The sequence below is a fragment of the Alteraurantiacibacter buctensis genome (assembly GCF_009827655.1).
Taxonomy (GTDB): domain Bacteria; phylum Pseudomonadota; class Alphaproteobacteria; order Sphingomonadales; family Sphingomonadaceae; genus Alteraurantiacibacter; species Alteraurantiacibacter buctensis.
Window position 1 is genome coordinate 305371 of record NZ_WTYV01000002.1, and the last position, 14929, is coordinate 320299.

The 14929-nt window shown below is 67.2% G+C and carries 13 protein-coding genes; 5 read left to right on the top strand and 8 right to left on the bottom strand.

Translation table 11 applies throughout. From position 1 onward, the window contains the following. Positions 1 to 8 precede the first annotated feature (8 nt). The 3 genes from GRI99_RS05940 to GRI99_RS05950 form a co-directional block, all read right to left on the bottom strand. Positions 9 to 1766 (bottom strand): DUF8021 domain-containing protein, encoded by a 1758-nt coding sequence (locus tag GRI99_RS05940; RefSeq protein WP_160771120.1) that lies wholly within the window; start codon positions 1764 to 1766, stop codon positions 9 to 11. Beyond that, a complete protein-coding gene (locus tag GRI99_RS05945) occupies positions 1763 to 3922 on the bottom strand; it encodes a PQQ-dependent dehydrogenase, methanol/ethanol family (RefSeq protein WP_160771121.1) in 2160 nt (719 codons plus the stop codon). The genes GRI99_RS05940 and GRI99_RS05945 overlap by 4 nt, the downstream gene beginning before the upstream one ends. A 79-nt stretch (positions 3923 to 4001) precedes the next feature. Next, positions 4002 to 4448: a MarR family winged helix-turn-helix transcriptional regulator gene (locus GRI99_RS05950; RefSeq protein WP_160771122.1), complete on the bottom strand. Its 447-nt coding sequence runs from the start codon at positions 4446 to 4448 to the stop codon at positions 4002 to 4004. Positions 4449 to 4544: 96 nt separating this feature from the next. Here GRI99_RS05950 and GRI99_RS05955 point away from each other — a divergent pair, with 96 nt between their 5' ends. Together GRI99_RS05955 and GRI99_RS05960 are read left to right on the top strand one after the other, a co-directional pair. Continuing rightward, entirely contained in the window at positions 4545 to 5432 is an 888-nt protein-coding gene (locus GRI99_RS05955) for an alpha/beta hydrolase (RefSeq protein WP_160771123.1), read from the top strand. Between the two features lie 5 nt (positions 5433 to 5437). Then, positions 5438 to 7021, top strand: a complete 1584-nt coding sequence (locus GRI99_RS05960) for a flavin-containing monooxygenase (protein WP_160771124.1) — start codon at positions 5438 to 5440, stop codon at positions 7019 to 7021. Here the strand turns inward: GRI99_RS05960 and GRI99_RS05965 are convergent. After that, complete coding sequence (locus GRI99_RS05965; protein WP_160771125.1) at positions 7018 to 7158, bottom strand: hypothetical protein; 141 nt, start codon at positions 7156 to 7158, stop codon at positions 7018 to 7020. The genes GRI99_RS05960 and GRI99_RS05965 overlap by 4 nt on opposite strands. 147 nt (positions 7159 to 7305) lie before the next feature. Here GRI99_RS05965 and GRI99_RS05970 point away from each other — a divergent pair, with 147 nt between their 5' ends. Next, positions 7306 to 8004, top strand: a complete 699-nt coding sequence (locus tag GRI99_RS05970) for a pirin family protein (RefSeq protein ID WP_160771126.1) — start codon at positions 7306 to 7308, stop codon at positions 8002 to 8004. A gap of 21 nt (positions 8005 to 8025) precedes the next feature. On the opposite strand, the gene GRI99_RS05975 is transcribed toward GRI99_RS05970, so the two are convergent. The 4 genes from GRI99_RS05975 to GRI99_RS05990 are packed head-to-tail and all read right to left on the bottom strand — an operon-like array spanning position 8026 to position 12686. Continuing rightward, positions 8026 to 9222, bottom strand: a complete 1197-nt coding sequence (locus GRI99_RS05975) for an ABC transporter permease (protein WP_160771127.1) — start codon at positions 9220 to 9222, stop codon at positions 8026 to 8028. Then, the gene (locus tag GRI99_RS05980; RefSeq protein WP_160771128.1) at positions 9222 to 9926 is read right to left on the bottom strand and encodes an ABC transporter ATP-binding protein; all 705 of its coding nucleotides are present in this window, start codon (positions 9924 to 9926) and stop codon (positions 9222 to 9224) included. Before GRI99_RS05980 ends, GRI99_RS05975 begins: the two co-directional genes overlap by 1 nt. 10 nt (positions 9927 to 9936) lie before the next feature. Beyond that, positions 9937 to 11247, bottom strand: coding sequence for an efflux RND transporter periplasmic adaptor subunit (locus tag GRI99_RS05985; protein WP_160771129.1), 1311 nt, complete (start codon positions 11245 to 11247; stop codon positions 9937 to 9939). Next, positions 11244 to 12686, bottom strand: a complete 1443-nt coding sequence (locus GRI99_RS05990; RefSeq protein ID WP_337192881.1) for an efflux transporter outer membrane subunit — start codon at positions 12684 to 12686, stop codon at positions 11244 to 11246. The genes GRI99_RS05985 and GRI99_RS05990 overlap by 4 nt, the downstream gene beginning before the upstream one ends. Positions 12687 to 12812: 126 nt before the next feature. Here GRI99_RS05990 and GRI99_RS05995 point away from each other — a divergent pair, with 126 nt between their 5' ends. Then, positions 12813 to 13946, top strand: a complete 1134-nt coding sequence (locus GRI99_RS05995; RefSeq protein WP_237438170.1) for a HupE/UreJ family protein — start codon at positions 12813 to 12815, stop codon at positions 13944 to 13946. Beyond that, entirely contained in the window at positions 13947 to 14915 is a 969-nt protein-coding gene (locus GRI99_RS06000) for an MBL fold metallo-hydrolase (protein ID WP_160771131.1), read from the top strand. It abuts the gene before it with no gap. The last annotated feature ends 14 nt before the right edge of the window (positions 14916 to 14929 follow it).

Sequence of the window (14929 nt, forward strand, 5' to 3'; positions counted from 1 at the left end):
TTTTTTGGTCAGCGCGGGCGCATGCCGTACGGCAGTTCGGCCGTGAACGCCTCGATCCGCGTGATCCGGCCCTCCTCGAAGCGGTACAGCTCAACTACCTGATAAGTCAGCGGATAGCCCTGCCCATCGGCGGCGGGAATGTCCTCGAAGAAGCGCACCACGGCCAGGCCGCGCGCCTCGTCCACGGCCAGCACCTCGCGGTCGCGCACCGCTTCGATGCGTTGCAGCGGCGGGGTGCCGAACGATGCCGCGCAGCCGCCAACGGCCATGCCGTTGACCAGCCATTCGCAGCCATCGGCAAGGAAGTCGGGCGCGGTGGTGGCGCGCGATCCCAGCGCGTGCATGAACTGCTCGGCCGCGGCAATCATCGCATCGCGCCCGGTGCGCCGGCCTTCGGGCAGTTCGGTGAAATCGGTGGCGGAGACCGGCTCCGCAAACGGCGGGCTGTAGTTGCTGCGGCGGACGAGGACATCGACGCTGCCAACCGCCTGCCCCTCGGGCGCGACGGTCACAGCAGCCCAGGCGGGTTGGCCATGTTCCTCGATCCGACCGATCCAAACCGCCTTGCCGATCTGGGCATCGGCCACCACCAGCGGGCTGTCGTCAACTGCGGTCACGCTGCGCCAGATGCTCTCGCCCACGCGAATCCCGACCGAGTTTTCGGAATAGCCCACCCGATCGCCCCAATAGACTTCCTCCCAGCGATTGCCTGGCATGGCGCCGACCACCATGGTCGCGCGGTCGGCCAGGCACTCGGCATTGCAGTCCAGCGGTTCGACAAAGAAGCGCGGCATCGGCGCGGCTTCTCCCCAGAAGGGGTTGTGCATGAAATAGGGCACATAGGTGAAGGTCGCCTCGATCCGCTGGATCGCCCCGTCCCGGATGCGGAAGGCTTCCAGCAGGGTGATCGAATTGGGCCACTTCAGCGCCGTGCGCATCTCGCGCCCATCGGTCAGCGTATAGCGGTCCCACTCGTTGGCATGGTCGAAGAAGCCGCTGCCCACCACAACACCGCGCCGCTCGTCCACCAGCGGCAGGGTGCGGCGCACGCGCTTGTTGATCTTGTAGATGCCCAGTTCGAACTGCTCGCGGCAACCGCTGGCAATGGCCGCGGCGCTCTGCTGCTGGCCAGGAAGCGGCGCGGTGGTGGAAATGCCGTTTTCCAGTCGGCTGCAATCCTCGGTAAACGGGGCGAACACCTGCCCGTCGTTCAGCTCCACCGTATCGAAATAGGCATCCGCTATGGCCAGCATACGCTCGCGCGGGCGGCGCTCTGCCTCGGGCAGTTCCTCGTAGAATTCGGGGAAGTGCTGCATATTCTGCCAGTCCCCGAACGGGGCGGGCAGGGCGGTGCGGCGGTGGACCACACTCTCGATCTCGTCGATCAGGCCGTTCTCCACGTGGATGCGCACGGCGTAGAAGGCGGCATGGTCGTTCTCGCGCACCGATCCGAACCAGGCAGCATGGCCGGTGGTTTCGTCAGCCACAGCCAGGCCATTGTCATCAATGTCAACCACCGTGCGCCACAGGCCATGACCCACGGGCAAGGGTACGTTGTTCTCCGTGAACAGCACTTCCGGTGCAAGCTGGAGATTGGCCGGATCGCGCGCCTCCAGTGCCGCCATGTGCCCGCGCACGGTGGCGATCAGGCATTCGTAAAGGCATGACCGGTCCTGCACGGCACTGGCCTCGCCGGGAGCCTGGGCAAGCGCCGGGACGGATGCACCCAGCAGCAGGGCGACGGTGGCGGCTTTCAGCAGCTTCATTGTTCTCTCCTGGGCGGCAGCACGGGTGCGCCCGGGCTGGCATCGGCATAATCCTCGTTAGCGCGGGCGATCAGGAAGGCGTGGATCGCGGCGGCACCGTCTTCGTCCAACACGTCGGCAAAGCCGATCATGCCGCGTTCGGCATAAAGGCCGCGCAGCACGATATCGGCAAAGCGGGCGCGGGTTTCGGCTGTCATCCAGCGCAGATCCTTCAGCCCGCCCACGGCGTTGGGGCCGTGGCAGCGGGCGCAGGTTTCGCCATAGAGTTCGCGGCCACGGGCGACCTGGTCCTCCGTCGCGGTCAGGAACGGCGGGCGCGGCAAATCGCCGGGCGGGGGCGGGGGTGGCAGGGTTACGCCGCTGGCATCCAGCCGGAACACCAGCAGCTTGGCGGTGCCCGTGGTAAATGGCCCCAGGTTGTAGACCGGTGATCCGCCCCAGCCGGCGTTGATGGCGATATATTGCACGCCATCGACCAGATAGGTGATCGCGCCCGCCACCGGGGCCTGATCGATGTCCATCTCCCACAGCTTCTCGCCGTTGTCGGCGCGATAGATTGCCAGCGTCTGGTCGATCGTGCCCTGGATCACCAGGTTGCCTGCCGTCGCCAGCACCCCGCCGCTGCCGGGCACGCGATAGGGCACGCGCCATGCCTCGGTCTGCGTCACGGGGTTCCAGGCGAGGAGATAGCCCTTCTCCTCGGCCCGCGCCTGCGCCATCAGCCGGGCGCGCAGTTCCGGATCGTTCCGGCGCTGCTGGCCGCTGTTGCTGCGGTGGCGCACGAAGGTGAAGTCCCCGGCGTCCATCGCCGCATAAACATCGCCCTGCTCCTGCGCCGAGAAATAGACGAGGCCCGTCTGCGGGCTGTAGGCCATCGGGTGCCAGGTGTGTGCCGCCATCCAGCTCGGGCTCATCAGGTGCGGCGTGGCAGTGTTGTGGGCGCCGGGTTGCAGCACCGGGCGGCCGGTGGCCATGTCGATATGGCTGGCCCAGGTGTTCTGGCTGACATAGGTCTCGGCGCTCAGCAGCTCGCCGGTGGCCCGGTCCAGCACGTAGAAGAACCCGTTCTTCGGTGCCTGCATGATCACCTGCCGGGTGCGCCCGGCGATCGGCAGGTTGGCCAGAACCATCGGCTGGGTGCAGGTGTAGTCCCAGTCCTCCTCGGGCACCATCTGGTAGTGCCAGCGGTACTCCCCGCTGGTCGCGTCAACCGCGACGATCGAGCACAGGAACAGGTTGTCCCCCTGGCCATTGCTGCGGATCGACCACATGTGCGGTGTGCCGTTGCCGGTGCCGATGTAGACCAGGTTGAGATCCGGATCATAGGCGAAGCTGTCCCACGCCGTGCCGCCGCCGCCCCAGCGCCACCATTCCCCGTGCCAGGTGGGGAGGGCAATCTGCATGGCGCTGTCGCTGGCTGCCCCGTCCGGGCCATCGGCGGGGTTGCCGGGCACCGTGTAGAACTTCCACAGCCGCTCGCCCGTTTCCGCGTCATAGGCAGCCACGAACCCGCGCACGCCATAGTCCGCGCCGCCGTTGCCGATCACCACCTTGCCATCGTAGACGCGCGGTGCCCCAGTGATGGAGTAGGCGTTGAGCAGCCCTTCGCGCTCGAAAGTCTGCGTGGTCCACACTTCCTGCCCGGAGGCCGCATCCACCGCGATCAGGCGACCATCCAGCGCGCCGATATAGATCTTGCCGTTCCACGCCGCGATGCCGCGCGCCGAGGGGCCGCAGCAGGCCAGCCGCGCCCACTCCGCGCCCACCTGCGGATCATAGGTCCACAGCTTGCGGCCGGTTGCGGCATCATAGGCGGTGACGATGTTGTAGATACTGACGTTGTACAGCACGCCATCGACCACCAGCGGGGTGCCCTGCACGCCGCGCATGGTGTCCAGATCGTCAAACCAGGCCAGGCCCAGCCTTGCCACATTGCCCGCGTTGATCTGGGCCAGCGGGCTGTAGCGCTGCTCGCCCCAGTCGCGGCCATAGCTCAGCCAGTTGCCCACCTGCGCTGGGGCATCCACATTGCCCAGCGCGGCATGGTCAACCGCAGCCGCACGCCCCTGTGCGCGGCCTTGCAGCGGCGCGGCAAGGGCAACTGCGGCGAGCAGGAGCGCAGCAGCAAGGCCGCGGCCAAAGCGCGTTGACGGCATGTCTCTCCCCGGAAATCTTCCCTTGTGGACGCTACCGCGAAAGAACCGTCCGCCGCAAGTACGGTCGGACAAAATCAACTCAGTCGGCAGAGCCGCGCGCGCCCAGGGCACCGATTGCCCGGTCCAGCAATGCTATCAGCATGGCCATGTCCTGCGGGCCCAGGGCATCACGTACCGGCTTCTCGATCTCGGTCACGGTGGCGAACAGGGCTTCCATCGTCTGGCGGCCGGCGGCGGTCAGCACCACCATGTTGCGCCGCCGGTCGGCACTGTCACGCTCGCGGCTCAGCAAGCCGCGCTCTTCCAGCTCGGCAATGATGCCCACCAGGCTGGGGCCGGTGATTCCGGCCAGCGCGGCAAGCTGCACCTGGCTGCATCCGGGGTTGGCGGCGATCAGCGCCATCACGGTCAGCGATCCGGTGGGCAGGCCATAGGGTTCCGACTGGACCAGCGACCCGGCGTTCAACGTGTTTCGCAGCAGTCTGACCCGTGGCCCGATCGAGCCGCCGAGGATTCCCCAGTCCATGTGTCCCTCCCAACCTTGCCGCTTTGCGGAGCAGCAGTTTGCGCTATGGTCCAGCAGGCGACGCGTCGCAAGCACGCGCGACAGGGGAGAGAGTGAATGGCAAGCGAGGTTCTGGCCGAACTAGTGGCCGCAATGCGTGCGGGCGGGGTGGATTTTTCCGATATCCAGAAAGGCCGTGCCGACCTGGAGGCGTTGCTGGCGGGGATGCCGGCCGATGAGGGGCTGGCTTACGAACGGGGCGAGCTGGCCGGGGTGCCGGTGCTGCGGATCAATTCCGGCCCGTCCGGGGCAGGGGCGATGCTGTATCTGCACGGCGGGGCCTATATCGCCGGGTCAACGCAGGGCTACCGCGGCCTGATTGCCGAGATCGGCAAGGCGCTGGGCCTACCCGCCGTGGCACCCGACTATCGCCTGGCCCCCGAGGCGCCATTCCCCGCTGCGGTGGAGGATGCCGTGGCAGTGTACCAGGCGCTACTGGACGAGGGCATTCCCGCCAGCCGCATCGTCATCGCGGGCGATTCGGCAGGCGGCGGCTTGACGCTGGCCACGCTGGTGAAGCTGCGCGCCGAAGGGATGCCGCTGCCGGCTGCGGGCTTCATGATCTCGCCCTGGGCGGACCTCACGTGCTCGGTCGCCACGATGGAGAGCAAGGCGGCGGAAGACCCCTCGCTTGACCGGGCGGGCCTGCTCGGCGGCGCGGCGGCCTATCTGGCGGGACAGGACCCGGCGCACCCGCTGGCCTCACCCGTCAACGCGGACCTTGCCGGCCTGCCGCCCTTGCTGGTGCAGGTGGGGTCGGCCGAAATCCTGCTGGGTGACAGTATGCTGATCGCCGAACGGGCGGGCCACGCGGGCACCCACGTGCAACTGGAGGTGTGGCCGGACATGATCCACGTGTGGCACAGCTTCCACTTCATGCTGCCGGAGGGGCGGCAGGCACTGGATGCCGCAGGCACGTTCCTGCGCGCCCGGCTGGGGGCTTGACGGTCATGCGGGCGCTGGACGCGCTGGTCGTCGGCGCAGGCTTCTCCGGCCTCTACATGCTGGTCAAGCTGCGGCAGGGCGGCTTTTCCTGCGCGGCGGTGGAAGCGGGCAGCGGGGTGGGCGGCACCTGGTACTGGAACCGCTATCCCGGCGCGCGCTGCGACATTCCCAGCATGGAATATTCCTATTCCTTCGATCCGGCGCTGGAGCAGGAATGGGAATGGACCGAGCGCTATGCCGCGCAGCCCGAAATCCTGCGCTATATCGAGCACGTGGCCGAGCGCTATGACCTGGCGCGGGATATCGCCTTCAACACGCGGGTGACAGCCGCCGAGTGGAACGAGGAACGCGGGCGCTGGCGGGTGGATACCGACACCGGCGATAAGTTCGACGTGCAGTTCCTGATCCTGGCCACCGGCGCCTTATCCGAACCCAGGGGCATCGACCTGCCGGGCCTGGAAAATTTCGCCGGCCCGGTGCTCTACACGGCGAAGTGGGATGATGGCGTGGACCTGGCGGGCAAGGCCGTGTGCCACTTCGGCACCGGGTCCAGCGGTATCCAGGCGGTGGCGACGATGGCGGACTATGTCGGGCACCTGACCGTGTTCCAGCGCACGCCCAGCTATGCCGTGCCGGCCAACAACCGCCCGCTGCTGCCGGGTGAGCAGGACAGCGCCAAGGCCACCTACCAGCAGATGCGCGCTGTGGCCCGCCAGTCCCCGCTGGGCTTCGCCGCCCCGCCGCGCCCGGGCAAGGCGCGCGAATTTGCGGAAGGCGACCGTGTGCAGCGGCTTGAGGAGGCGTGGAACGCGGGCACCACCGGCCTGCTCAACGCCTTCGAGGACCTGCTGTTCGACGAGGTTTCAAACGAGCAGGCCGCCGCCTTTGCCCGCGCCAAGATTGCCGCCACGGTGAAGGATCCGGCAAAGGCGCGCGCGCTCACCCCCCATTACCCGCTGGGATCGCGGCGGCTTTGTTCGGAGATCGGCTTTTTCGAGACGTTCAACCGCCCGCACGTGGACCTGGTCGATGTGCGGCAGGATCCGGTGGTGGCCGTTGAGGCCGATGCCGTGATCACCGCCAGCGGCGCGCGCCATCGGGCCGATGCCATCACCGTAGCGACCGGCTTTGATGCCTGCACCGGGGCGATAAAGGCCATCGCCATCACTGGGCGCGGGGGGCAGCGGATCGCCGAGGAATGGGCCGATGGGCCGCGTGCCTACCTGGGGCTGGCCGTGGCCGGCTTTCCCAACCTGTTCGCCATTACCGGCCCGGGCAGCCCATCGGTCCTGTCCAACGTCATCATTTCCATCGAACAGCACGTCGAATGGGTGGCCCGCTGCCTGGCGGACATGCGCGCCAGCGGCAAGGCGGTGATCGAGGCCGACGCGGATGCCGAGCAGGACTGGATGCGCCACGTGGACGAAGTGGCGCAGACCACCCTCTTTCCGCGTGCGGATAGCTGGTACATGGGCCGCACCCGCGATGGCGGGCAGGTGTTCATGCCTTACGTGGGCGGGGTGGGATCCTATCGTGCGAAGTGCGACGCGGTACGCGAGGCTGGCTACGAAGGGTTCCGGCTGAGCTAGCGGAAGTTCATCGCCACGATGAAGGCGGCCCCGGCAAGGCCGATCAGGGCCAGGATCACCCGTTCCCTGTCGATGCTCCGCTGTCCCTGGGCGGCCCCTTTGCGGGTTGTCTCGCCGGCCTTGTGCTGGTCGGTCATAGGTTGCGATCCTGCGTCCCCTGGCACGAGACTGCCATAGCTGCGCGGCGAGTCAAGCCGGGGGCATTGCGCGCCGGTGAACACTTCCTATCTGGCACCCTGACGGCGGACGGCCCGGGAGGGGCAAGGTCCGCGAGGAGTACCGACATGATCGAAGTGCGTCCCTTTGCCACCCTGGGCAAGGCCGATCACGGCTGGCTGCAGGCCAACTTCCATTTCTCGTTTGCCGATTACTTCGACCAGCGCCGCATGCACTGGGGCAAGCTGCGCGTGTGGAACGATGATGTGATTGCGCCCAAGACCGGCTTTCCACCCCATCCCCATGCCGACATGGAAATCATCACCTATGTCCGCAAGGGCGCGATCAGCCACCGCGACAGCCTGGGCAACCAGGGCCGCACCGCCGCGGGAGACGTGCAGGTGATGAGCGCCGGCACCGGCATTACCCATGCCGAATACAACCTGGAGGACGAGGAACTGCTGTCTTTCCAGCTGTGGATCCTGTCCGATCGCAAGGGCATTGCCCCGCGCTGGGGCGACAAGGCGTTCCCGAAGGAGGCGCGGGACGGGCGCTTCGTGGTGCTGGCCAGCGGGCGTGACGAGGCCGAGGATGCCGATGCCCTGCGCATCAATTCCGATGCCCGCGTGCTGGGGGCTACGGTAAAGGCGGGCGAAACGGTCAGCTACCGGCTGGACGGGCGCAAGGCCTATCTGGTCCCTGCCACCGGCAGGGTGCGGATCGACGGGCAGGAAGCCAACGCGCGCGACGGCGTGGCTATTGCCGATGTCGATGTGCTGACGGTGGAAGCGCTGGAAGACGCCGAACTGGTGCTGGTCGACGCGTGATCGATCTGGGGGCGCTGCGGCCTATTCGTGCCGCAGCGCCTCAATCGGGTCGAGTTGGCTGGCACGGCGCGCAGGGAAATAGCCGAAGACGATGCCGATCAGCGCCGAAACCACGAAGCTGAGAACGTTGATGCCGGGATCGAAGATGAAGGCGAAACCCAGCACCGAGGCGAGCGAATAGCTGAGCACGAAGCCCAGCAGGATGCCCACCAGCCCGCCAAAGCAGCACAATACCACGGCCTCGGTCAGGAACTGCAGTCGCACCTCGCGCGCCAGGGCGCCGATTGCCAGGCGGATGCCGATCTCGCGCGTGCGTTCAGTCACGCTCACCAGCATGATGTTCATGATGCCCACGCCGCCCACCACCAGGCTGATGGCAGCAATGGCGGCCACCATCACGGTCATGGTGCCGACGGTGGCCTGCACCGTCTCGTTGATCTGCGCGGTATCGACGATGTCGAAGTCGTTCGCCTGCCCGTCCAGCAGCACGCGCCGTTCCCGCATCAGGTTGACGATGGCGTTGGTCATCGTCGCGCTGTCATACGAGGCATCGTAGCTGACCGACATATAGCCGATGTTGTCATTGCCGGTGAAGCGCCGCTGCACATTGGTCAGCGGCATCAGCACCGAGTTGTCATCATCCCCGTTGCCACCCACGCTGCCGCGCGTGGCGAACACGCCGATCACCTGGCAATCGACGTTGTTGAGGCGCAGCCGCTCGCCGATCGGGCTCTGGTTGGGCAGGAAGATCTCGTCCTGCACCGTGGGGCCGATGATGCACACGTTGGCGCCCGCTTCCATCTCGGCCTCGGTGAAGCGGCGGCCCTCGTCGATCTCGATGCCGCGCGCGTCGAGGAAGTCGTTGTTCACGCCTTCCACCTTGCTGTCCCAGTCCTGCCCGTTGTGGATCGCGGTGACGTTCGCCTCCACCTGGCCGGCGACCGACTTCACCCCCGCAATCTGCTCGCGCACGGCCACCACGTCGCGCTCGTCGAACGGGCGGAACTGGCCGCGGTCGCCCTCGATGGGAAACACGAAGAACACGTTGGAGCCCAGCGAGCTGATCTGGTCGCTGATGTCAGCGGTGACGCTGCGGCCCAGCGAGACCATGGTGATCACCGCCGCCACGCCGATGATGATGCCCAGCGTGGTCAGGAAGCTGCGCATCAGGTGGCGGCGGATCTCGCGGAAGGCGAGGAGGAGCGAGGTGCCCAGCATCAGGCCGTAATCCCTTCACCGGCCTCGATGCGCTCTACCAGTCCGTCCTTGAAGTGGACGATGGTCTTGGCAAAAGCGGCCATCTCCGGCTCGTGCGTCACCATCAGGATGGTGATGCCCTGCTGGTTCAGTTCGCGCAGGAACTTCATGATTTCAATGCTGCGTTCGGAATCGAGGTTGCCGGTGGGCTCGTCCGCCAGCAGCACCTCGGGATCGGTGACGAGGGCCCGGGCGATGGCCACGCGCTGTTGCTGGCCGCCCGACAGTTCCGCCGGTGTGTGGTCGGCCCAGGGGCCCAGGCCCACCCGCTCCAGGCTGCGCATGGCCGCCGCGCGCCGTTCCGCCTTGGGTGTGCCGCGATAGAGTAGCGGCAGCTCCACGTTCTCCAGCGCGGTGGTGCGGGCCAGCAGGTTGAAGCCCTGGAACACGAAGCCCAGGTAGCGCCGCCGCAGCAGGCTGCGCTGGTCCTTGGTCAGCGACTGCACTTCCTGCCCCATGAAGCGGAACACGCCGCCGGTCGGCTGGTCCAGGCAGCCCAGGATGTTCATCGTCGTGCTCTTGCCGGAGCCCGAAGGGCCCATCACCGCCACGAAATCGCCGCGCTCGATCGAAAGGTTCACCCCCTTCAGCGCCTGGAAAGCGGCCGCGCCCTCGCCAAAGGTCTTGGTGATGCCGCGCAGTTCGATCAGGGGGCCGGTGGACATCGGGCGGCGCTCACTCGCCCTCGGCGGTCTTGATTGCGGTCACCACCTTCATCCCCGGCTCCAGGTCCTCCGAGGTGACGATGGTATAGCGCCCGTCGCTGAGTCCGGTCGTCACCAGCACCTCGCGCAGTTCGTTCTCGGCCGTCAGCACATAGATCGTCTGGCGGCTGCCGGCGTTGATGGTGGCACGTTCCTCCTCGCGTTCGAGGCCGAACTGCTCGTCATTGCGCATCTCGATGCCGCCGGCGTCATCCTCCTCCGGCGGTTCGAAGCGCAGCGCGCCGTTGGGCACCACCATCTGGCGAGCGGTGCGCTGGGTCTCGATGCTGGCGCTCGCGGTCATGCCCGGGCGCAGCAGGCCTTCGGTGTTGGAGACCGTCAGGCGTGCCTCGTATTCCACCACGGCGTTGCCGCTGCTGCCCGACGTGTCGGCAGAGGTGGTGGAAATGCTGCCGCTGGCCAGGTCGATCCGCTCCACCCGCGCCGGGAAGCGGCGGCCGGGATAGGCATCGACGGTGAAGGTGGCGGGCTGCCCGGCGCGCACCTGGCCCACGTCTGCTTCGTCCACCTTCACGCGGAGCTGCATGATCGACAGGTTCTCGGCCAGCACGAACAGGGTGGGGGTGTTGAAGCTGGCGGCCACGGTCTGCCCCGGTTCCACCTGGCGGGCCAGCACCACGCCGGTGATCGGGCTGCGGATCACCGCCCGGTCGCGCTGGGTCAGCGCGGAATTGAGCGAGGCCTGCGCGGAAGTGACATTGGCCTGGGCCGAGGCGAGGGTTGCCCGGCCGCGCCGTACGGCACCTTCGGCGGCGGTCAGTTCCTGGGCGCTCGGCACGCGGCCGCCCGACTGGCGGTGAACTTCGCGCAACCGCTCCAGTTGCGCCGTGTCCACTTCCAGCGTGGCCCGCGCCTGTTCCACGGCGGCCTGCGCGGCGTTCACGCTGGCGCGGCCCTGGGTGATCTGGTCATCGATGATATCGGTGTTGATCCGCGCCAGCACCTGCCCGCGCACCACCTGGTCGTTCACATCGACATAGATCATGTCGATCTTGCCCGAGGTTTCCGAGCCGACATCCACCTGGGTGGTGGGGCGCAGGTTGCCGGTGGCGGTGACCACCAGGTCAAGGCTGCGGGTGGTCACTTCCTCGGTGATGTATTCGGTCTGCTTCTCGCCTTGGCCGAAGATGACGAACGCGATGAGCAGTAGCACGGCGATCAGCGCCGGAATCCACACGATCCGCCGCTTCCAGAAAGGCTGCTTTCCGGTGCCCAGAAATTCGTCCAGGTCTTGGCCGTTGACGGCAGTCGTATCGGTCATCGCTCGCTCTCGTCTTGGGCGGGTAGCAGGGAAGGATCGGCGGCATAGTCGGTCCCGCTCCAGCCGCCGCCAAGGGCCTGGGTCAGCCGCACGAAGGCGCTGGCCCGGTCGGCCTGGGCACCCACGAGCTGGTTACGGGCGGACAGGAGCTGGTTCTCGGCGGACAGCAGCGTGCGGAAATCTATCAGGCCGGCCTGGTACTGGCTGCGGGCGAGCAGCACCGAATTGCTGGCCGCGTCCACCGCCTCGGCCGAAAGGTCCACCCGCTCGGCGCTGGTGCGCTGGTCAACGGCGGCGCTCTCCACCTCTTCCAGCGCCTGCAGGATCGCCTGCTCCCACGCGGCTTGGGCACCGCGGGCACTGGCCTCTGCCCCTTCGATCTGGGCCCGGGTGCGGCCGCCATCGAACAGCAGTTGCGTAACCCCGGCAAAGACGTTGGCTGTCAGGATGTCGAACAGGCTGCCGATCCCCAGCGCGCCGGTGCCCACGCTGCCGGTAAGGCGCAGGGCAGGCAGGAGCTGGGTGCGGGCCACACCCACGCGGGCAGCGGCGGCCACAAGGCTGGCCTCGGCCCCGCGCACGTCGGGGCGGCGGCGCAGCACTTCGGCCGGGGCCTCCCAACCCGCCAGCGGGGCGGGGCTGGGCACGAAGGCATCGCTGCCGGCCAGCGCGGCCAGTACGCGGCCCGGCGGCTCTCCCGCCAGGGTAGACAGGGCGTTGGCGGTGGCCGCCAGGCTGCTTTCCAGTTGCGGGATGGTGGCGGCGGTCTGCGCCCGCTGGGTGCGCGCCTGCTCCACATCCAGGCTGTCCACCAGGCCCGCCTGGTTGCGCCAGCGGGCAATCTGCAGGTTGTCCTCCTGGAAGGCCAGCGTGTCGCGCGCGATCTGCAACTGCAAGGCCAGCGCCCGCGCCTGCACGGTGGAAATCGCCACCTGGCCCACGATGGCCCGCTGCAGGTCGGCCAGCGAATAGCCGGCGGCCACCAGGTCGGCTTGTGATGCGGCAACATTGCTGCTGACCCGGCCGAACAGGTCCGCCTCCCACTGGGCGTCGGCCCCGATGGATACGGAGTTGCGGCCCGGGTTGTTGGTGCCAAGGTCCCGCCCGGATCCGGCGCTGGCGGTGACGGATGGCAGATAGCCCGCGCGCGCCTGCCGCAACTGGCTGCGCGCCAGGTCCAGCCGCGCGGCGCTTTGTGCCAGGTCGCGGTTCTCGGCGATGCTGCGTTCGACCAGCTCGGTCAGCAGCGGGTCGTTCAAAAGGCGCCAGTATTCGGCAATGTCCACGCTGATCGGGGCGGGATCGCTCTCAACCCAGGCGGCGGGCACGGGCAGGCTGGCCTGTGGCGCGGCCACCTGCGGCCCGGCGCAGCCGGCGGCGGTTAGCGCTATCAACGCCAGCGTCAGGTTGCGCGCTGCCTGGCCGGAAACCGACTTCACCCCAAATATCCCCAAAGCAAGATTCCGTTTGCCTGCCTAGACCCGTCCGGCGCTTGCACCAAATGCCTGCTTGCAACAAAGGGTAACAGCCAGTCCTGCCCCCTTATGCACCGAACATTGTTCAACATGAAACCTTTTTGCCTCCATTCCGGCAGCGTTTGGCCATTTTCCGGCTGGCGCCGGCTGCTGGCCGTTATTGCGGGCGTGGCCGCGCTGTTCGTTTCCATGGCGGCGGCGGCCCATCCCGCGCCGTTCAGCTACCTTGACCTGCGGCTGCAGGACCGATCGATCGAAGGCACCTTGACCGTGCACGCGATCGACCTGGCGCATGAACTGCGAATTGACCAACCCACGACTTTGCTCGACCAAGGTGTGTTAGATGGGCAATACGGCAATATCCAGAGAATTCTGGCAGGCCGGCTGCGGATCGGGGGAGAGGGAACGCCAGCCCTGCAATGGCAATCCATCACGCCGGTGCCGCAGGACCAGGCCGTGCGCCTTGCCTTCATCGTGCCTGCCGCGCCGCCGCCCGCGCTGGCGCTTGATGCGCGGCTGTTCCCCTACGATCCGCAGCACCAGACGTTCGTGAATGTGTACGAAGGCGGCGGCCTGGTGCAGCAGTGGATCCTGAGCGATCGCGATACCACCCGCACCCATTTTGCCGGCACAGCGGCAGGGGCATGGGAGGTGCTGAAGACCTTCGTCCCCTCCGGAATCCACCACATCCTGATCGGGCCGGACCACATCCTGTTCATCATTGCGCTGATCCTGCTGGGGGGCACCTGGCGGCGGCTGGCGCTGATCGTCACCGCCTTTACCCTGGGCCATTCGGTCACGCTGAGCCTGGCGGCGCTGGGGCTGGTGATGCTGCCCGCTGCAGTGATCGAGCCGCTGATCGCGCTCTCCATCGTGGTGGTGGCGGTGGACAACCTGCTGCGCGGTAACGGCGAGCGGCCGGGGCGGGACCTGCGCGCCGTGATGGCCTTTGCCTTTGGCCTGATCCACGGGTTCGGCTTTGCCTATGTCCTGAGGGAATTCGGCCTGCCGCAGGGGCAACTGGCACTCAGCCTGTTCGGCTTCAACCTGGGGGTGGAGATCGGCCAGGTGCTGATCGTGCTGGTGGTGGCTGCCCTGCTTGACCAGGCGCGCCGCCGCAGCCCCGCAAGGGCGCGACAGATCGCGACAATCGGTTCGCTTGCCGTAGCGGTGGCAGGTGCCTATTGGTTCGTGGACAGAGTCATTCTGACGGGAGCAGGGTAGATGGCCGCAAGTGGAACAATACGATATGCGGTGCTGGGCACGCTGGTGGCAGCGGGCGTGGCAACCGTGGCGGTCACCGCCCAGGGCCTGCCGCCGATCACCGAGATCGAGCACGTGAACGGCAATGTTTACAAGGTATTCGGCGCGGGCGGCAACACCACGGTGTTCGTCCGCAGCAATGATGTGGTGCTGGTGGATACCAAGCTGCCCAACAGCGGCGAGGGAATCCTGGCGCAGGTCCGCTCCATCACCGACAAGCCGATCGGCGTGATCATCAACACCCACTCGCACCCCGATCACATGGGGTCCAACAACCAGCTTCGCGAGATGCAGGCAGGGAGCCCGATCCAGGTGGTCGCCCACGCCAACAGCGAACGGCGGATGGAAGCTGGCGGCGGGCCGTTCGGGGCCAGCCAGGTGGATACCAGCTTCACCACCAGCATGACGCTGGGCGAGGGGGATGACCGGGTGGACGTATACCACTTCGGCGCGGGCCACACCGATGGCGATGCCTTCATCGTCTTCCCCGCCGCGCGCACGATGGCGGCGGGCGACATCTATGCCTGGCACATGAGCCCGCTGATCGATCCGGGTTCGGGCGGCTCCATGCTGGCCACGCCCACCACGCTGACCCGCGCCTATTACTCGATCAAGGACGTGGACCACGTGATCCAGGGCCATGGCGGTGTGTCCACCTGGCAGGAGTTCCGCAGCTTCATGCAGTTCAACCGTGCGCTGGTGGCCCAGGCCGAGCAGACGCTGCTGACGGGCGGCACGCCCGAGGACGCGCTGAACGCATTGAACCGCAATCCCAGCTTTGCGATCTTCCTGGATCACAACATCAAGCCGGGGCTGGAATACGGCGGCACGCCGTGGAGCCGGGCGCTGATCAACCTCAGGGTAGTGTTTCAGGAACTGCGCGGCGAAACCCCGCAACTGATCATGAACCTGCCCCCCGAGGAGCAGTAAGCGCTGACGGGACC